Origin of the sequence: Petrotoga sp. Shatin.DS.tank11.9.2.9.3 (assembly GCF_003665005.1) — a bacterium.
Taxonomy (GTDB): Bacteria; Thermotogota; Thermotogae; order Petrotogales; family Petrotogaceae; genus Petrotoga; species Petrotoga mobilis.
On the sequence record NZ_JGVT01000005.1, the window covers coordinates 265331 to 284655 of the forward strand.

Here is a 19325-nt window from a genome sequence, read left to right on the forward strand (position 1 = left end):
ATGAGGAAATCTACCAGAGAAAAAGCGAATTATATTTTTGTGGAATTAGGGTTAATAATTGTATCATTTTTCATGTTTTTACCTTTTATACTGGCAATTTCCATGAGTTTTATGGAACCAACGGAGGTTTTTTCTTATCCACCTAAGTTTTTTCCTTCGAGTATCAATTTTAAAAATTACATAGCGGCGATGGACCTCGTTCCAATGGGCAGAATGTTGTTTAATTCATTGCTTGTGGCTTCATTTACAACATTAGGAAAGTTAATAACAGGAACATTGGCTGCTTATGCCTTTTCTTCTTTTCGATTTAAAGGAAAGAATATACTATTTTCAACCCTATTTGTAACTTTATTTTTGCCTGCTGAAACTGTAATGATTTTACCTTTGTTTATGCTGATGTCAAATCTTGGTTGGGTTAACACTTACTGGGCATTGATAATACCTTTTACCGCGTCTGCCACCAACACCTTTCTATTTAGGCAACATTTTATGACAATCCCTCGCTCTTTAGAGGATGCAGCAAAAATAGATGGTGCCTCAGCTATGCAATATTTTTTCAAGGTGCTTATACCCTTATCTGGACCAATGATCGCTGGAGCGACTATTATTAATTTTGTTTATGCATGGAATATGTATCTTTGGCCTTTGATAGTTACCATGCAAGACAACATGAGGACGGTACAGGTTGGTGTGAAGATGATGATCTCAGGAGAGTCCAGTAACAATTGGGGTGTAATAATGGCAGGGACACTGTTAGCTGCTTTACCTACCCTTATTATATTTTTTCTACTTCAAGATTTGTTCGTAAAAAGCTTGGTTAGTAGTGGGCTTAAAGAGTAAAGTAAGCTATCACAAATTTAAGGCGATCTTTTGAGAAAAGCCTATGATTGCCAATATGGTGAAAATGGGCTTTAATTTTTTAAAATCTTCCTAAAATGGGGGAATATTTTTAATATGATATTATTTTACTTGATCCCGGCTATTTTGTTAGGATGGTCCTTAGGCTCCAACAATTCTTCCAATGTATTTGGACCAGCTGTGGCTTCTGGATTGGTTCCATACAAAAAAGCTATTACAATATCTGCAATTCTTGTTTTTGTTGGTTCTGTTGTTGGAGGTAGAAATGGATTAAATACCTTGGGGACTTTGACAAATTTAAATATTGAACTACTGTCATTAGCTTTATTTTGTGCTTTTTTAACCATGATGTTCATGAGTTTGATTGGGCTTCCCGCATCTGCTACTCAAGCTGTTGTAGGAGCTCTGATTGGTGTAAGTATTCTAAAAGGAGATTTCAACTCATCCATTTTAACAAGAATTTTCGTTTCGTGGATATTTACTCCTATTGGTGCCTTGCTCTTTGCTTTTATATTATATAGACTTTTGGCCCTAATATTTAGAAAATTTTTAGGGGTTACAGCCCAAGATAGGTTTTTAAAAATACTAACATGGATCGCCATTTGTTATAGTGCCTATTCATTAGGGGCTAACAACGTTGCAAACGTTACTGGAGTATTTGCAAACGTTTTATTTACTCCTAGCCTTTTACTTATTATAGGTGGTTCAGCAATAGCGGTTGGAATTTTATCTACAAACAAAAAGGTTTTATATACCGTAGGGAAAGGAATTGTTGAATTAGATCATTTTTCATCATCCATATCGATTTTGGGGGCAGGAGTTACCTTGTGGGTCTACTCTTTAATTGGTATCCCTGTCAGTGCCGCACAAGCTACAATAGGTGCCATTATAGGTGTTGGATTAGCAACAGGTACTAGAACTTTTGATACTAATACGATAATGAAAGTAATATTTGGTTGGATAGGAACACCTATGATTTCTGGACTTATTTCACTTACAGTATTATTTCTAATTCAATTATTATCTTAAAAAGGTTGAGTCCAATATGTCTCCTACATTTCTGAATGTACTTAACATACATAACAATTAAGAGATGAAAATTCGTATCGATCTAAGTGGTGCGGTTAACCACTAATCGGAAGTGAGGAGGACCATCGTTAGGTAAAATCCGAAGACAGTAAATTGCGAAGTTATACGCGGAGGTGCACGATGAAGCTTTTTTTTGGAAAAAAGGAAGAAAAAGTAATAAAACTTTTTTCTAAACATTTAGAAAAAGTCGAAGAAGGTTTAAACTTATTTACAGAATTAATAGAATTGTACGTAACTAACGATATTGAAAAATCTGTAGAATTATCAAAACAAATAGCTAATATAGAAAGCGAAGCTGACACATTAAGAAGAAAAACTGAAAGTGAAATGTATCAAGGAGCCTTTTTGCCAAATTTCAGAGGAGAGCTTTTAGAATTAATAGAATCGGTTGATAAGGTTATGAATAAAACACAAACCGTTTCAGAAATCTTAGCTTTTCAAAAACCAAAAATACCTAAGGATTTTAAAGCAGATTTTTTAGAACAAAGTCGATTAGTAAAGAAAACTTATAAGTCTTTGAAAAAGTCAATAGAAAACGTATTCGAAAATATAGAAAAAAGTGGTGATTATATTCAAAAAGTTGAATTACATGAACATGAAGAAGATATTTTAGAGAAGGATTTAATACGAAGATTATTTGAAATAAATAACCTTGAATTATCCGAAAAGTTGCAGTTAAAAGATCTTTTTCTACAGATAGGAGATATAGCAGACAGGGCTGAAGATGCTTCTGATAAGTTAGAAATTATAGTCTTGAAAAGAAATATTAAATAAAAAAGATTCTCTTCCAAAAAGAGTGGGTAGAAAAAAAATGAAATATGAAACGTGCATATTTTACGAGGAGGATTGTAATGGAAAAGTATATTTTATCAATCGATCAAGGGACTACAAGTTCTCGGGCTATAATTTTTGATCACGATGGGAATGTTGTTAGTTTAGCACAGCAAGAATTTATGCAGTATTATCCTAAACCCGGATGGGTAGAGCATGATCCCAATGAAATTTGGGCAACTACAATGGGAGTTATAGCAGATGCTATGGCTCGAGGGAATATTAAACGTAGTCAGATCAGTGCGATTGGTATAACTAATCAAAGGGAGACAACCGTTATTTGGGATGCAGAAACGGGGAAACCTGTTCACAATGCAATCGTTTGGCAAGATAGAAGGACTTCAAAAATTTGTGATAATTTGAAAGAAAAAGGTTTAGAAGAAGCTATTAAGCATAAGACAGGTCTTATGGTAGATGCTTACTTTTCTGGAACTAAAATTAAATGGATTTTGGATAATATTGAAGGAGCCAGAGAAAAAGCAGAAGCTGGAAAACTTAGATTTGGAACTATAGATACGTGGTTAATCTGGAAGCTAACTAATGGAAAAGTTCACGTTACTGATTATACCAATGCATCCAGAACAATGATATACAATATTTTCGATCTTAAATGGGATGAAGATCTTCTTAAAGAGTTAAATATACCTTTTTCTCTTTTACCAGAGGTAAAACCTTCGAGTCAAATATATGGTAATACCGATGTAGATGTATTCGGCGCAGAAGTACCCATTGCTGGGATAGCAGGAGATCAGCAAGCTGCTACGTTTGGTCAGGTTTGCTATGAAAAAGGTATGGTAAAAAACACATATGGCACCGGTTGTTTCATGTTAATGAACACTGGGGAAGATCCTATTGAATCTAAACATGGTTTATTAACTACAATAGCTTACGGAATTGATGGGAAGGTTAACTATGCCTTGGAAGGATCTATTTTCGTTACAGGTGCTGCTGTTCAATGGCTTAGAGATGAGTTAAAGATAGTTGATAGTGCTGCAGATACTGAATATTATGCAACTAAAGTCAAAGATAATGGTGGTGTTTATTTTGTGCCGGCATTTGCAGGGCTTGGAGCGCCTTATTGGGATATGTATGCAAGGGGTACAATCGTTGGCTTAACAAGAGGATCTTCAAAAGCACACATTATTAGAGCTACTTTGGAATCTATAGCATATCAAACAAGAGATGTTCTTGAAGCTATGGAGGCCGATTCGGGTATAAAACTTAAAACTCTCCGAGTAGATGGTGGTGCTGCATTAAATAATTTCCTTTTGCAATTTCAATCTGATATTCTTGGTGTAGAGGTTGAAAGGCCCGTAGTTAATGAGACGACAGCGTTAGGTGCAGCATATTTGGCGGGTTTGGCAGTAGGATATTGGAATGGTCAGGAGGAATTATTAAGAAAATGGAAACGGGATGCCCTTTTTACTCCTCAAATGGATGAGGATGAAAGGGAAAGATTGTACGCTGGTTGGAAAAGAGCCGTTGAAAGAGCAAAAAATTGGATTGAAGAAAAATAATCAAATAATTGTAAGTCTGTTAACTTTCACTTAATTTAAGTATGTTAGAATGTGTGGTGAAATAAAAGTTAATAATAAAATGGTGGAGAATAAGAGAAAACCATATCCTAAAGCGAAATTATTTCGTAAAGGGTATGGTTTTTTTTATAATATCAGGAGGTTGGTAAAAGTTGATAGCGGTTATAGGTTCTGGAATAGTAGGAAGTTTAATCGCAAGAGAAATTAACAAATATATAGAAGATGTCTTCATATTTGAGGCAAGAAACGGAATAGGAACAGGTGTCACAAAAGGAAATTCTGGAATAATTCACGGGGGGTATGACGATACTCCTGGAAGTTTAAGGTCAGAACTGTGTTATAAGGGTAATAAACTATACGATGAGATAACGCAGGAACTTTCTGTGGATGTAAAAAGAGTTGGATCACATGTTGTTGCATTAAACGAAGATGAGTTAAAAGCAATCGATGAGTTGGAAGAGAGGGCAATTAAAAACAGGGTCAAAGAATATGAAATTTTAGATAAGACGGATTTATTAGAAATGGAGCCAAATTTAAATAAAGATGCATTAAAATCCTTTTATTGCCCTATAGCCGGTGTAACTGAACCATGGGAAGTAGCCATGCAGGCTGCAAGATCGGTAGAGATTAACGGAGGAAAAGTTTTAAAAAATAAGAGACTTGTGGAAGTGAAAAAGAAAGATAACAAGTTTGAATTGTTCTTTGAAGATGGAAGTAGTTATATAGCCGATTTAGTTATTAATGTCGCTGGATTGTTTGCGGATGAAGTAGCAAAATTATTCGGTGATGAGGTACCTTACATTTTCCCTGTGAAAGGTGAGTATTATCTTTTAGGTAAGGATATAAAATACGCGAATTCCGTCATTTTCCCAACTCCCTCCAAATTGACAAAAGGTTGTTTGTTGGTCCCAACTGTGGATGGGGGTTACTTAGCTGGGCCTACTGCTCATGGTGTGAAATCGAAACAAGAACTTTCCACGACTCAAGAAGGACTTTTAGAAGTTAAAGAGAAAACTTTGAGATTGGTCCCAACTTTAGATTTTTCAAGGAATGTGGTGAAAACATTTGCCGGTCTAAGACCTGAAACAAAGGAAAAAGATTTTCATATCGATGTAGGTGGAGGGAATGTTATACATGTTTCTGGTATAAGATCCCCCGGATTAACCGCTGCACCTGCTATTGCAAAGTACGTTGTTGAATATCTTATTCAAGAAAAGTTGCGTATAAATTTACAAAAAAGGGAAAATTACGTCACTCACATTGAAAAAGTTCCACATTTAGTGGAAGAGGATTTCGACTATTGGGAAAGAGTTATTCAAGAAGATCCCGATGCAGGAGAAATGATCTGTTATTGTAACAAAGTAACAAAAAAAGAGGTTAAACAGGCTGTAAGAAACGGAGCAAGAACTCTAGATGATGTTAAATTTGCCACAAGAGCTTCCTTTGGAGAATGTCAAGGAAGTTTTTGTACACCAAAGATATTGAAAGTAATCTCAGAAGAGGCAGGGCTAAAACCAGAAGAAGTACTCCAAAATGAAAAAGGTTCGTGGATAATAAATTCCGAGGTGAGAGCGATATGAAATACGAAGCGGATGTTGTTATATTAGGTGGTGGTGGAGGAGGAATGGCCGCTGCTAAAGCTGCAGATAAAAATGGTGCAAACGTGATTCTTATTGAGAGGGAAGAAGAAAACGGTGGAGTTTTGAATCAATGTATTCACAATGGTTTTGGGATACATTACTATAGAAAGGATTTAACCGGTCCAGAATTCAAAGAAACTCTTCAAGAAGAATTAGAGCATACGAATGTAAAAGTATTAAACAGCGCTTTTGTGTTGGATGTAAGTAAAGATAAACAATTGACTTTTGTTAATCATAAAGGAATACACCAGATAAAAACAAAGGCTTTAGTTATGGCAACTGGTGCAAGAGAAAGACATTTTAATTCACTTGCGGTTCCTGGAGATAGGGTTGCTGGTATTTTTACCGCGGGAGTAGCTCAAAAATACATCAACCTTCAAAACCTCAAGCCAGCTAATAGCGCCTTGATAGTCGGTTCTGGAGATATTGGATTGATAATGGCTCGCAGGCTTCATTTAGAGGGAATAGAAGTTAAAGGTGTTGTAGAAATTTTGCCATACCCAGGTGGGTTGGAAAGGAACGTTCAACAATGTCTCAGAGATTATAATATTCCATTGTATCTTTCTCATACCGTCACAAGGGTAGAGGGAAATAAGAGATTAGGTAAAGTTTACGTATCTCAAGTGGATGAAAATAGACAAATCATTCCAAACACGGAAAAAGTATTTAACGTGGATGCCCTCATAACATCCGTTGGCCTTATACCTTTAACTGATCCTGTAAAATTTGTTGAAACTGGTCCTGGATTTATCACATCTAATACAAATCAAACCTCTGAAGATTGGATCTTTGCAGCCGGGAACTGTACAGTTGTGTTTGATTTAGTGGATTATGTTTCAAGAGAAGGGGAAAAAGCCGGTAAATATGCTGCTCTTTATGCACAAAAACAATACTTTCCTGAACAAAAGGTAAAGGTTAAAAAAGGTAAAAATATAAATATATTGCACCCAATGTATATAGATCCCAACGAAAGGACAAAGTTGTACCTTAGAGTTTCAAAAACTTTCAAAAGAGCAGAAGTTAGAGTAGAACCTCTTGGAATTAAGTTGGTGGAAGAAGAAGCCAGACCTTCTGAAATGATCGAAATTTCCATAAAGCCATTTAATGATAAAAATCTGAAAGAAATAGAGGTGAGTGCACATGAACTCGGTTGAATACAAAAAGAAGAAAATAGTGTGTACACAATGTCCTTTGGGATGTAAAATAAACGTTATTTATGCAGACGCGGATGAAATAGAAATTGTAGAAGTTAAAGGGAACAGATGCAAAAGAGGATTAGAATTTGTAAAGCAAGAAATCACCGATCCTTTAAGAGTTGTGGTAACAAGCGTAAAAGTAGAAGATGGAGAAATCCCGATGGCTTCGGTTAGGTCTGATAAACCCGTTCCATTAAGACTTATAAATGACATAATGAAAATATTAAAAGAAACAAAGGTAAAAGCACCTATCAAAAGAGGGGATGTTGTTATACAAAATATATTGGACACAGGTAGTGATATAATAGCTACTAGAAGTGTGAATAGAAAAAAATAAGATACAAAAAAGTATCTTGATAGGAGATAAAATGAATAGTTTATGTAATTTAATCAAAAAAAATACGATAATTCCTGCCGTAAGAAATTTAGAAGACTTAGATGATGCTTTAAAAACTGAATCCCCTATCATCTTTTTGCTTACGGGATCTATATTAATTTTAGAAGATGTTATGCCCATTGTAAAGCAATTTAATAAAAAGTTATTTATCAATATCGATTTACTAGAAGGTATCGCTTCTGATAAAAAAGGTATTGAGTATTTAGCTCGTAAACAATTATGTGATGGAATAATATCTACAAAAAATAACGCTATAAAAACAGCTATGCAAGAAAATTTAATGGCAGTTCAAAGGGTGTTTTTGATAGATTCTAATTCTTTAAAATCTGTTGTAAATTTTCTGGAAAAAACTTCTCAACCTGATGCCTTTGAAATATTACCAGCGATAGCAGCACCATATTTTTTAGAAAATATAGGAACAAAAGTATGTTTGATAGCTGGAGGATTAATCAGTAAAGAAGAGGAAGTTCTGGAACTCTTTAAGAATGGTATCCATGCTATTTCTACAAGTGCTAAAGATTTGTGGTGAAAAGATTATTTAAAAGTATATAATAAAGAAGTTGTATACTAAGTCTGCTCTGAGAAAACTCTTTTTGAGTAGACTTATTTCTTTCTAGTATTTGATATTGTCCAATTTTACTCTAGTAAATTCACAGTTTTTCTTTCGAGTGATTCTTAACAATTATTTTCATATTTTTTAGAATAAAAGCCATGACAGTTATGATAGAATTTCCTTTGTGTATATATTCTTCGTTTTACAAAATGTATTGTGGGGGTTCCAATGGATATCTACAAAAGAATAATTAGAATAGCTTTCCCGATAGCCCTTCAGCAAGTTATCTTTACAAGTGTTAATTTTGTTGATACCTTAATGATTGGCCTTTTGGGAGAGGTTGCCATAGCTTCAGTTGGGCTTTCAAATCAGTTTTTCTTCTTATACAACTTGATATTGTTTGGATTAGTTTCTGGAGGAGGTATTTTCTTTGCCCAGTATTGGGGGAAAAAAGATGAGGATGGTTTATCCCGTTCCGTTGCGTTAACTATCTTGTCCTCCCTGCTCTTCTCTATTCCCTTCTTTTTATTGAGCTATTTTACTCCAGAATTAGTTTTGAGATTTTTTAGTCCAGATATTGAGGTTATAAAAGCGGGAATTCCTTATTTAAAGGTAATTGCTTTTAGTTATCCATTATTTGCCATTACAATGGTTTTTTCTTTTATGCTGAGAAGCATAGGAAAAGCTCATTTGCCTTTGATAATAACTATTATAGAATTATCTACAAACATCGTTCTAAATTATTTGCTAATCTTTGGTAAGCTTGGTTTCCCTGTTTTAGGTATAAAAGGTGCTGCAATAGGGACTTTGATTGCTAGGGCAATAGGATGTACTGCAACAGTTTTTATAGTTTACGTTGGAAAGCTCCCCGGGAGAGCATATTTTAAACATGTTGCAGAATTGAATTCAAAATTTGTGAAAAACTTCTTTCATTACGCCTTACCTACTTTGGCAAATGAATTTGCTTGGTCATTAGGGTTCACTATGTATACCGTTGTTTATGCCCATATGGGAACTGATGTCATAGCTGCTCAAAGAGTTATGTCAACTATTGAAGGGCTTGCAGTTTCTGTGACTTTTTCTATAGCAAACGCCGCATCTGTAATTATTGGAAATATATTGGGAGTATCTAAATTTGATGAAGCCTTTGAAACTTCTAAAAAAGCCTTAAAATTAGCAGAATTAATAAGTGTAATAGCTGCTATTGTAGGGATAGTAACTACATTTTTAGTAGTTGATGTATTCGATGTTTCAGAAGAAGTTAAAAATATGGTAAAAGTCACAATAGTTATTTCAATGGCGTTTCTACCGGTAAAGATCTTCAACGGTATGAACGTTGTGGGATTTTTAAGAGCCGGAGGAGACACAAGATTCTCTTTTTTGGTTGAAGCCTCTACGTTATGGCTTATAGGTGTTCCTCTAGCCGCGGTAGGAGGATTGTTATTAGATTTGAGTTTTTCCACCGTTTATTTTTTAACGATGATGGAAGAGATTATAAAATCAATAATTCTTTTTTTCAGATATAGAAGTAAAAAATGGCTTAGAAACGTTTTAGAAGAGGCTTAGGTTTTGGATATTATAGGGGGGATGTTCATGATGGAGAGTATTATTGAAGTGAAGAATTTGAAGAAGTATTATAAGAGTGTAAAAGCGGTTGACGATGTTTCTTTTGATGTAAAAAAAGGAGAGATCGTTGCTATTTTAGGGCCAAATGGTGCTGGAAAAACAACAACACTTGAAATAATAGAAGGATTAAGAAAGAAAGATGCTGGAGAAATTTACTATTTCGGGAAAAAGATAGAAAACGTAGATTCTAATATTAAGGAAAGAATAGGCATTCAATTACAAGATACTAATTTTTTCCCAAATTTAAAAGTTTTGGAAACCCTTAAGGCGTTCTCGGGATTATACAAAAACAGTCTTGATGTAAATAAGATTATGAAGGATTTTAATCTTGAAGAAAAAAAGAATAGTAGGGTATCGAAACTTTCAGGTGGACAATTACAAAGATTAGCGTTAGCTACAGCGGTAATTAACGATCCTGTGTTGTTGTTTCTTGATGAGCCAACTACAGGGTTAGATCCTCAAGCAAGAAGAAGTACATGGGAAAAAATAGAAGACTTAAGAAATTCCGGGAAGACCATAATACTAACTACCCATTATATGGAAGAAGCTGAATTTTTGGCTGATAGAATCTACATTTTTGATCAAGGCAGGGTAATAGCCCAAGGAACACTTAATGAGCTTATACATTCATTGAAAATGGATTCCATAATCACCTTTGAAATTAACTCTAATGGGAATTTTGATGAGGTAAAAGAAGAGCTTTTCAAAGATGCAAATTTTCAAGTCACCAAAAGCGAAAATTTTTATACCATAGAAACAAAAGATGTAGAAGGTGCTCTTGTAAAAATATTTGAGGATGCAAAAATACAGAAATTTGATATATCGAATATCGTTGTTAGGAAACCTAATTTAGAGGACGTCTTTTTACATTTAACCGGGAAAAGCTTAAGGGATTAGGTGAGATAGCATGAAAAAAATCAGAAATCTCACAAAGGCCTTTTTTGTTAATTCTTCAAGAGAATTTGCTGTTCCTTTTTGGACTATAATATTTCCTACGTTATTTTTCGTTTTATTCGTGGGTATCTTTGAAAATATTGGCACCTCGGAAAATTTGGATTTGAAGGTTGGAATATATTACGAAGAGCCTTTGCAGGGAGTAATAAAAACCACCTTCGATGATGTCTTTTCTCCATCGGATTCCAATGATATCCCTTTTCAAGTAGTAGAGTATGATTCTTTTGAAAAAGGGCTTCAGAATTTAAAAAATTCTGAAATAAGTGCTTTTGTAGTGTTCCCTGAAAACTTTAATTTGCTGAATCTGAAATTTTTTATCGAAACCACTGAGGTTCCTGATATAAAAGTTTATTATACCAACGATAGTGCTTCTATGTATGCAAAAGACATTTTTGAAGTATTTATAGATGAAATCAATATAATGATGTATACAAGAGGGGAAGAAGTAAAACTAACTGTTAATGAAGAGATTATAGGGATAAAACAATCAGAACCTTATAGATACAGAGATTTCCTATTTCCTGCCATTATTTTGATGTCTGTTTTGACAGTAGCTGTATTTAATATGCCTTTTGATTTTTCATATTACGTTGAAAAAGGGGTTTTTAAAAAACTAAACTCTACTCCTATAAAAGGGAACGAATATTTTTTTAGTTTTTTACTTTCACATCTCATTTTACTGTTAATTTCTTTGATAGTTTTATACATTGAGGCTTACCTTTTTGATGTTAGTTCATATATATATAAACCAGGGTTTATAGCTTACAGTGGTTTTTCAATCCTGGTAATACTGAGTGTTGGCCTTCTTCTTTCTTCATTCTATAAAAATATGGGATCCGCCGAAGCGATTTCTCAGGTCATATATCAAGCGACCATTTTTTTAAGCGGATTTTATTTTGAAGTTACTAATACACCTTGGTTTATAAGATGGTACGTTTATTTTAACCCTGCTACTTATTTAGTAGATGGGTTGAGAAAGTTGATGACTGGTAATGTTCTTGTCCCCGTTAATATAATTGTTCCTGTTATCTGGATGATGGCATCTATCTTAATCTTTTCGATGAGTTATAAGGGGATGGTTTACCGTGAAAAATAATCGCATGTTTTCGTTAATGAGTATATTTTATAAAGAAACCTTTAGAAACGGTATAGAAGTGTTCTTTACCCTACTTCTACCTGTACTATTGCTGTTGCTTTTCGGGTTTATTTTTGGTACAGAAACTGACCAAAGTGTGGAATATAAATTGGGAATCGCTGGTAACTTTGAAGGGGGAATTGTAGAAGCTCTTCCTTATGAAATTTTGATTTTTGAGGACAAAAACTCTTTAAGTCAAGCTTTAGAAAGTGATCAAATCGATATTGGAATAATTATGGTTGAGAATAATCAAATAACTTTTGTCGAAAAAGAAACAGACATAAATAATCAGAGCAATATATTTTTAAAGTTAAAATTGCAAAGTTTTTTGAAAAAGTATTTAATAGGTATGAATGAAGATTATATAAACTTGGAATTTGTTGAAACCCCCATAGGAGAAAGTCAAGAAAATTCTTTGGATTTTATTTTGACAGGGGTTATAGGATTATCGCTTTTATCAGGTGGAATGTTTTCAATGATAAATGTATTTGGAAGATATCGAAAACTAGGTACAATTAAAAGATTTAAAGCCTCACCAATGAAACCGATAGAATTTACTTTATCGGCTTCATCCACTAAGCTTTTTTTGAATCTCATATCCATGTTTATTATAGTTTTTTTGGGTAAAATAATATTTGATTTGAGTTTGACATTCAACTGGGGACTGCTTGTTATAGTGTTTTTTACTTCATCTATAGGAATGATGGGATTTGGGATATTGCTTTTATTGTTGTTCAAAGAACCTTCGGTAACAATAGAAATTGCTTCTATCCTTTATGTTGTAATGACTTTCTTTTCAGGGGTATATTTCCCTGTTGAATTTTTGCCCACTTCTGTCAGATGGGTAAGTAATATTTTACCGGTTAAGTATGTGGTGGATGTAATAAGGTACACAGGAAATATCAAACAGATTAACTTAAACGAATTTTTAATAATTAATTTGGTTTTGTTTGTAGGAGGGCTTTTTCTCTTGTTTGTCTCGTCTAAAGTTTTTCTGAAAGAAGAGAGATAATTGTAAAAGAATTAAAAAAGCTATGAATATTAAACTCAATTTTACTTGTTGTTTTAACTTTGTACTTGACAAAAGTGTTGTGAGCGGTTATAATATTCAACGGTTGCAAAAAAGAATTTTGATATATGTAACTACTAAGTGACCCGCTAGCTCAGCTGGTAGAGCATTTGACTTTTAATCAAAGGGTCCTGGGTTCGAATCCCAGGCGGGTCACCATTTTTTTATAGTTATTAGCGCGAGTGGCGGAACTGGCAGACGCGCAGGACTTAGAATCCTGTGGATTTATAATCCGTGTGGGTTCAAGTCCCACCTCGCGCACCAGCCAAATATTGCGGATATAGCTCAGCGGTAGAGCACTTGCTTGCCAAGCAAGGGGTCGTGGGTTCGAATCCCATTATCCGCTCCAACAAAAAAGTCCCCTGGTGGGGACATTTTCTTTACCTGCCGTGAGGCTGTCTTCATTCTTCTTTCATGAATGGATATTTGAAATCTTTTGGTGGAGCAAAATTTTCTTTAATTGCTCTGGTGGAAACCCATCTTAAAAGGTTTATAACGCTTCCAGCTTTGTCGTTTGTTCCTGAAGCCCTTGAACCACCAAACGGTTGTTGAGCTACTACAGCACCTGTAGGTTTATCGTTGATGTAGAAGTTTCCGGCAGCGTTAACGAGTACTTCTTCTGCCTTTTTAATAGCATTTCTATCTTGAGCGAAGATCGCTCCAGTCAAACCATAGGGTGAAGTTTCATCACATAATTTCAATACACTGTCAAATTCTTTTGCATCGTAAACGTAAATACTCAAAACAGGGCCGAATATTTCTTCTTCCATAGTTTTAAACTTTGGATTAGTAGTTAATATTACAGTTGGCTCAATGAAATATCCAATAGAATCATCACACTTTCCATCATAGATTATTTCTGCTTCATTACTTTCCTTTGCAAAATCTATGTAACTTTTTATCTTATCAAAAGCCTCTTTGTCAATTACAGCATTCATAAAGTTGGTGAAATTTTCTGGAGAGCCGATTTTAATTTCTTTCAAATTTTCGATCAAATTTTCTTTTACCTTCGGCCAGATGTTGTTAGGTATATAAGCTCTTGAGACAGCCGAACATTTTTGACCTTGATATTCAAAGGCTCCCCTAATTAGCGCTGTTGCCAGTGTTTCTATTTCACTACTTTCGTGTGCAATCACAAAGTCTTTTCCACCTGTTTCCCCTACTATTCTTGGGTAAGTTTTGTAATTTCTTATGTTCTTCCCAATTGTTTCCCACATATTTTGAAATGTTGGAGCTGAACCAGTGAAATGTAATCCCGTAAAGTTAGGATCTTTAAAAACTATACTTCCAATTTTGGACCCTGAACCAGGTATGAAATTTATTACGCCATCGGGTAAGCCGGCTTCTTGTAGCAATTTCATAAAGAAGTATGCAGAATATACAGCTGAAGAAGCAGGTTTCCACAAAACCGTATTTCCCATGATAGCAGGTGCCGTGGGTAGGTTTCCTGCTATAGAAGCGAAATTAAATGGAGTAACTGCGAAAACGAATCCTTCTAAAGGCCTATACTCTAATCTATTCCATACACCTTTGATAGATTTTGGTTGATCCATGTATATCTTTGTTGCATAGTATGAGTTGAATCTTAAAAAGTCTATCAATTCGCAGGCTGAATCTATTTCTGCTTGAAAAACATTTTTGCTTTGACCGAGCATGGTTGCTGCATTTAATGTTGATCTCCAATTCGTTGATAACAGTTCAGCTGCTTTTTTGAAAATGGATAGTCTATCAGCCCATGAAAATTTATCCCATATTTTCTTTGCCTCTAAGGAACTTTCTATTGCCATTGCAACTTCTTTCTCGCTAGCTTTGTGATATTCTGCCAATACATGTCTATGATCATGAGGCATAACACATTTCCCAAGATCACCTGTTCTTACTTCTTTTCCACCAATTATAAGAGGGATTTCGATTTTCTCACTTTTGAGTTCAGAAAGTTTTTCCTTTAATTCTTTCTTTTCTTTACTTCCTGGCTCATAGTTTAAAATTGGCTCGTTTTCAGGCATTTCGAAAATAGGTATCGAGTTGTTCAAAGTTGATTCCTCCTTTTTAAGTTTTATACGACAGAGGGTTCTTCAATGATTTCTCCCCTGTTGAATCTTTCTAAATCTAAAATTACATCGTAAGTTAATTTATCTCCTGTAAGTATATCTGCCATTAGAATCCCAACGGCTGGTGCAAGCATAAAACCATGTCCACTGAATCCACAAGCCACATAGAGACCTTCTACCTGATTAATCTTTGATACTATTGGTTGTCTATCTGGTGAAATGTTGTATAAGCCAGCCCATTGCCTAATGATGCGAATATTTTTAAGAGGAGGTAGCAACCACGTTGCCTTTTTTGACATAGTTTCAAGAAATTCCCATGAACTTTCCATGTTGTAAGTAGGGGGCTCGTTCTCTGGTCCATAGCCCATAATGAAACTTCCATTAGGTTCTTGTTGACAGTAAATATTGTAAGAGAAAGACATTAACATGGGATCAAGTATATTTTTAACAGATTCTGTTGCCAATATTTCATGTCTTTCAGAGTAAATTGGCAGATCTATTCCAGCCATTTTAACTATATTTTGTGTCCAACCTCCTGCTGCTACAACTAACTTTTTACATTCTATAAAACCTTTGTTTGTTTGTACCCCTAACACTGTGTCGTTCTTAGTTATTATATCTTTGACTTCGGTAAATTTGTTTATTTCCACACCTAATCTTTGTGCAGCTTCAGCGTAACCCAAAGTCACTTGGAAAGGGTTGGCATGCCCATCTTTAGCACAGTAGGCGGCTCCTACCAATTTTTCTATGTTTAAGTCTGGAACAATTTCTTTAGCTTCTTTAGGAGTTAAAAGAATAGAAGGAATATTTAAACTGTGTTGAACTTCGATATTTTTTTTAAATTGTTCTAATTCTTTGTTAGAGTATGCCAGTAACAAGTAACCTTTTTGCTTTAATTCTATGTCTCTTTTTATTTGAAGGACATCTTCAAAGTGCTCAAAAATATGCATACTTTCACTTGCCAGAAGACAGTTTTGTTTGGTGCCCCATTGTTGCCTAACTCCTGCACCGCATCTACCAGTTGCCCCACTTGAAAGGTAGGATTTTTCAAGTACTACTACATCTTTAACCCCTTTTTTGGTAAGGTTATAGGCAATGGAACAACCTACGACCCCTCCTCCTATTATCACAACGTTTGCTTTATTTTTCATATTTTTCACCTGCTAATTATATTAGGGTTTATTTATCATTTTCCGCTATGGTTCCTTTGGTTACTTCTTCAAAGGTTATTCCTCCGTAGGGAGGTCTGATGTTTTGTAATTCTATTTCTTCCATCGGCTTGCCAGTCATCTGTGAAATTTCCCTTGCGATCAACAAGCCACAGGTTTTACCTTGACAAGGTCCCATCCCGCTTCTTGTCACCCTCTTTATTTCTTCAACGGTGGTGAATCCTTCTCTTATGGCATCCCTTATTTCTTTTAAAGTTACATCTTCACATCTACAAATTATTACCTTGTTTTCGTCCATGACTTCATTCCTCCACTTTAAAATTCCTGGCTTGTAAATAGTATCTCTTTGGAATTTCTATACTCACTGCGGCTGTTTTGTCTTGAAATTTTCCATCCAATATTCTTATTACTTTGCCATCACATAAGTATTTTCCCTCTCTATCAAGTACCTTGACAATTTCTCCTTTATGGGGTCTTGGAAGAAATTCGTAAGGCATAATAACAACCGAAGTTGTTTCACTGAAATTTTTATGAACTACAAACATTGCCAGTCCTGGGCATTTGCTAACACATATACCACATCCGGTACATTTTTCAAAGTCAACATAGGGAATGTTGTTGATGTTACCATTTTCAGATATGGCGTTGAAAGGGCAGCTTTTTACGCATGGATCACAAGGGAATCTTTGAAAGCACTCGGATATGGCTATAGGTCCTTTGTCAAATGCCTTTTCTTCTGATGGTAGCTTGTTTTTTAAATTTTCTTCTGAAGGTACTCCAGTTTTCATCAAATAAGAAATGTCGAGTGTTTCTTCTGAAAAATTTTCGTTATAATTTTTCCCGTGATTCAAACCTAATTTAGATAAACCTTTCCTAATTTTCTTGCCTACAGGTCCAGATCTTAGCAATTCTAATTCATTTTTAGCTTCTTCTATTCTTTTTTCAATTTCTTTTTTGCTGTTTTTTCCGATTCTTTTGGCGACGGATAAACCGGCTATTTGACCTTCGATCATTGCTGCTGTTGCTTCTTCTATCCCTGAAACATCCCCTGCAACAAATAAATTTTTAATTGAGGTTTCCATATTTTCATCTCTTAAGGGGACGTAGCCGCCCAACTCTGAGACATAAGTGGTTTTTACTTTCCTTTGTTTTAAGAGGTCAACCAATGGGGTTAATCCAACAGATAGACAGATTGCATCACATTTGATCAGTTGTTCGGTATCTTTTACTTCGTTCCAATCGTTGTCAAGTTCACATATTACCGCTCCTTCAACTTTTTCTTTTCCGATTGCTTTTTTTATGGTATGAGATGTTAAAATAGGTACGCCCAACCTTCTGAGTTTTGATGCATGAACAGAGTATCCACCTATTTTTGGCGCTGCTTCAACTATTGCAGCTACTTTTACACCAGCTTGTAATAATTGGTAAGAAACTATCAACCCAATATTTCCCGAACCAATCATTAAGACATTTGTCGCTGGTAGTACGCCATAAACATTCATCAAAGTCTGAACTGCCCCAGCACCAAAAATGCCAGGAAGGTCGTTATTCTCAAAAGCTAAAAATTTTTCGGATGCCCCCGTTGCAAAAATAATACTTTGAGGATAATACTTTTTCATTTTATGATCGTTTAATATAGTTACAACGTTATCCTCATAGATCCCCAAGACTCGAGAAGATAATAACACTTGTATGTTTTTATTTTTATTAACTTCGTCGATCAACTTTCTCAGTATATCTATTCCCCTTGTGCCTGCGTATTCTTTTTCTGAACCGAAAAATCTATGAGTTTGTTTTATTAGTTGTCCCCCTAAAAATTCTCTTTCTTCTGCTAAAGATACTTTAATTCCGTAATTAGCAGCAGCAAGTGCAGCTGAAAGTCCTGCAGGACCTCCACCTACAACCAATAATTCAAGGTTTTCAATTTTACTCATTTATCTCAACTCCGATATTTTGGGATTCCACTTTCATTCCATCTTTTAGAGGAGTTATGCACGTTCTTACGTTTGGGACTCCATCAACTGTCATCAAACAGGAGGAACAATGTCCAATAGCGCAGAAAATTCCTCTTGGTCTGTGTAATTTCTTACTTTCACTGAATTTAAAAACACCATTTGCGTACAATGCTGCCGCAATGGTTTCTCCTTCGTAACCTATCAATTCTTTACCATTGTAATAGAACTTTATTTGTTTATCTCTATTGAAACTTAGTATGGGATGATTTTGTATTCTCATTTTTTCCCCTTCTTAAATAAATTATATACTCCCTTCGTCCCGCTGTCCAAAACACAAGTATTATGTTTCTACTATTAATTGAATCACAATTCTCTTTTTTTAAAAAAGGTGATTATAGACGATTATGAAAAAAATTTCATGATTAGAGACGATTAAAGCCAAATATTGAAGTTTTTTTCAATTTTTGAAAAATATTATAAAGTTAATTATTTCTTTGTATAAAAAAAGAGGCCTTTAGGCCTCTTTTCATCGTTTTTACTTTGAATTAGTCGTTGTAATAGGGACAATCTTGATATCTTTGTTGATTGAATCTTTGGTAGTTTTGGTATCTTTGAAAATCTTGGTAGTCTTGATAATTCTTGTACTGTTGATATCTTTTGAAATCTTGGTAATCTTGGTAGTCTCTATATCTTTGATAATCTTGATTTTGTTGGAAATCTCCTTGATATCTTTCTTCGAAATTTTGAGATCGAACATTTTCCATATATCTCTGCATATTCACTGTTCTATCTTGATATTTGATCTCTAAAGGTACAAAGTTTTTGATGTCGTTTATTACTACCTTGTATCCTGTTAGTTCAATACTTTCACCGGCTTTTACATCATCCAAAAGATTCTTGGGCACCCTTACTGAGTAAATTTCGGATTCTACTTCAACACTCAAGGTTAGAAATACATCGTTATCCACTATGGTTTTGACAGTTCCTGTAATGGTTACTGGTGAAACATCTTGAAAGAATATCCTTTCTTGTAATCTTTCTTGATCCTGAACCATTTGGTTGAGAGGATCCTGATTTTGTACCTGGGACATTGGAGCCCCACCAGCTGGTCCTACTTGTGCAAATAACGATCCGACTAAAAGAATACCTATAAAGAAAGACAGAAAAACTTTTTTCATACCAACACCTCCACTAAGTAATGTTTTTTTATTTTTGATACATCAGAATAATAAAACAATATGCTTAATGTTCACTTAATGGAAGCTTA

Annotated in this window: 18 protein-coding genes and 3 tRNA genes; 15 read left to right on the forward strand and 6 right to left on the reverse strand. The window is 34.7% G+C overall.

From position 1 onward, the window contains the following. From BZ25_RS06210 to BZ25_RS06280, 15 genes are all read left to right on the forward strand, one after another. On the forward strand, positions 1–840 hold the full coding sequence (locus tag BZ25_RS06210; RefSeq protein ID WP_012208136.1) for a carbohydrate ABC transporter permease: 840 nt from the start codon (positions 1–3) through the stop codon (positions 838–840). A 114-nt stretch (positions 841–954) separates the two neighbouring features. After that, positions 955–1887, forward strand: a complete 933-nt coding sequence (locus BZ25_RS06215) for an inorganic phosphate transporter (RefSeq protein ID WP_121514468.1) — start codon at positions 955–957, stop codon at positions 1885–1887. A 180-nt stretch (positions 1888–2067) separates the two neighbouring features. Further along, positions 2068–2721, forward strand: a complete 654-nt coding sequence (locus BZ25_RS06220) for a TIGR00153 family protein (protein WP_121514467.1) — start codon at positions 2068–2070, stop codon at positions 2719–2721. A gap of 77 nt (positions 2722–2798) precedes the next feature. Then, positions 2799–4295, forward strand: a complete 1497-nt coding sequence (glpK, locus tag BZ25_RS06225) for a glycerol kinase GlpK (RefSeq protein ID WP_121514466.1) — start codon at positions 2799–2801, stop codon at positions 4293–4295. Between the two features lie 170 nt (positions 4296–4465). Next, complete coding sequence (locus BZ25_RS06230) at positions 4466–5893, forward strand: NAD(P)/FAD-dependent oxidoreductase (RefSeq protein WP_121514465.1); 1428 nt, start codon at positions 4466–4468, stop codon at positions 5891–5893. Then, positions 5890–7107: an NAD(P)/FAD-dependent oxidoreductase gene (locus BZ25_RS06235; RefSeq protein WP_121514464.1), complete on the forward strand. Its 1218-nt coding sequence runs from the start codon at positions 5890–5892 to the stop codon at positions 7105–7107. Before BZ25_RS06230 ends, BZ25_RS06235 begins: the two co-directional genes overlap by 4 nt. After that, positions 7094–7486, forward strand: a complete 393-nt coding sequence (locus BZ25_RS06240; RefSeq protein WP_121514463.1) for a DUF1667 domain-containing protein — start codon at positions 7094–7096, stop codon at positions 7484–7486. The genes BZ25_RS06235 and BZ25_RS06240 overlap by 14 nt, the downstream gene beginning before the upstream one ends. 31 nt (positions 7487–7517) lie before the next feature. After that, positions 7518–8075, forward strand: coding sequence for a glycerol-3-phosphate responsive antiterminator (locus BZ25_RS06245; protein ID WP_012208129.1), 558 nt, complete (start codon positions 7518–7520; stop codon positions 8073–8075). Positions 8076–8327: 252 nt separating this feature from the next. Next, a complete protein-coding gene (locus BZ25_RS06250) occupies positions 8328–9665 on the forward strand; it encodes an MATE family efflux transporter (protein ID WP_121514462.1) in 1338 nt (445 codons plus the stop codon). Between the two features lie 30 nt (positions 9666–9695). After that, entirely contained in the window at positions 9696–10622 is a 927-nt protein-coding gene (locus tag BZ25_RS06255) for an ABC transporter ATP-binding protein (protein WP_121514502.1), read from the forward strand. A 10-nt stretch (positions 10623–10632) separates the two neighbouring features. Further along, the gene (locus BZ25_RS06260) at positions 10633–11775 is read left to right on the forward strand and encodes an ABC transporter permease (protein WP_012208126.1); all 1143 of its coding nucleotides are present in this window, start codon (positions 10633–10635) and stop codon (positions 11773–11775) included. Beyond that, positions 11765–12826: an ABC transporter permease gene (locus BZ25_RS06265; protein WP_041534009.1), complete on the forward strand. Its 1062-nt coding sequence runs from the start codon at positions 11765–11767 to the stop codon at positions 12824–12826. The genes BZ25_RS06260 and BZ25_RS06265 overlap by 11 nt, the downstream gene beginning before the upstream one ends. Positions 12827–12966: 140 nt before the next feature. Then, positions 12967–13042 (forward strand) — tRNA-Lys (locus tag BZ25_RS06270). A 17-nt stretch (positions 13043–13059) separates the two neighbouring features. Then, positions 13060–13147 (forward strand) — tRNA-Leu (locus BZ25_RS06275). A gap of 10 nt (positions 13148–13157) precedes the next feature. Next, positions 13158–13232: transfer RNA gene (locus tag BZ25_RS06280), tRNA-Gly, on the forward strand. Positions 13233–13284: 52 nt separating this feature from the next. Here the strand turns inward: BZ25_RS06280 and pruA are convergent. The 6 genes from pruA to BZ25_RS06310 form a co-directional block, all read right to left on the reverse strand. Next, on the reverse strand, positions 13285–14916 hold the full coding sequence (pruA, locus tag BZ25_RS06285; RefSeq protein WP_233546283.1) for an L-glutamate gamma-semialdehyde dehydrogenase: 1632 nt from the start codon (positions 14914–14916) through the stop codon (positions 13285–13287). Positions 14917–14939: 23 nt separating this feature from the next. Then, complete coding sequence (locus BZ25_RS06290; RefSeq protein ID WP_121514461.1) at positions 14940–16085, reverse strand: FAD-binding oxidoreductase; 1146 nt, start codon at positions 16083–16085, stop codon at positions 14940–14942. A gap of 28 nt (positions 16086–16113) precedes the next feature. Then, positions 16114–16401, reverse strand: coding sequence for a (2Fe-2S)-binding protein (locus tag BZ25_RS06295; RefSeq protein ID WP_121514460.1), 288 nt, complete (start codon positions 16399–16401; stop codon positions 16114–16116). Positions 16402–16405: 4 nt separating this feature from the next. Beyond that, positions 16406–18037 (reverse strand): FAD-dependent oxidoreductase, encoded by a 1632-nt coding sequence (locus tag BZ25_RS06300; RefSeq protein WP_121514459.1) that lies wholly within the window; start codon positions 18035–18037, stop codon positions 16406–16408. Beyond that, positions 18030–18338 carry a (2Fe-2S)-binding protein gene (locus BZ25_RS06305; RefSeq protein WP_041534008.1) on the reverse strand — a complete coding sequence of 103 codons (309 nt, stop codon included), beginning with the start codon at positions 18336–18338 and terminating at the stop codon, positions 18030–18032. The genes BZ25_RS06300 and BZ25_RS06305 overlap by 8 nt, the downstream gene beginning before the upstream one ends. A 265-nt stretch (positions 18339–18603) precedes the next feature. Further along, positions 18604–19236 carry a hypothetical protein gene (locus tag BZ25_RS06310; protein WP_121514458.1) on the reverse strand — a complete coding sequence of 211 codons (633 nt, stop codon included), beginning with the start codon at positions 19234–19236 and terminating at the stop codon, positions 18604–18606. Positions 19237–19325 lie beyond the last annotated feature (89 nt).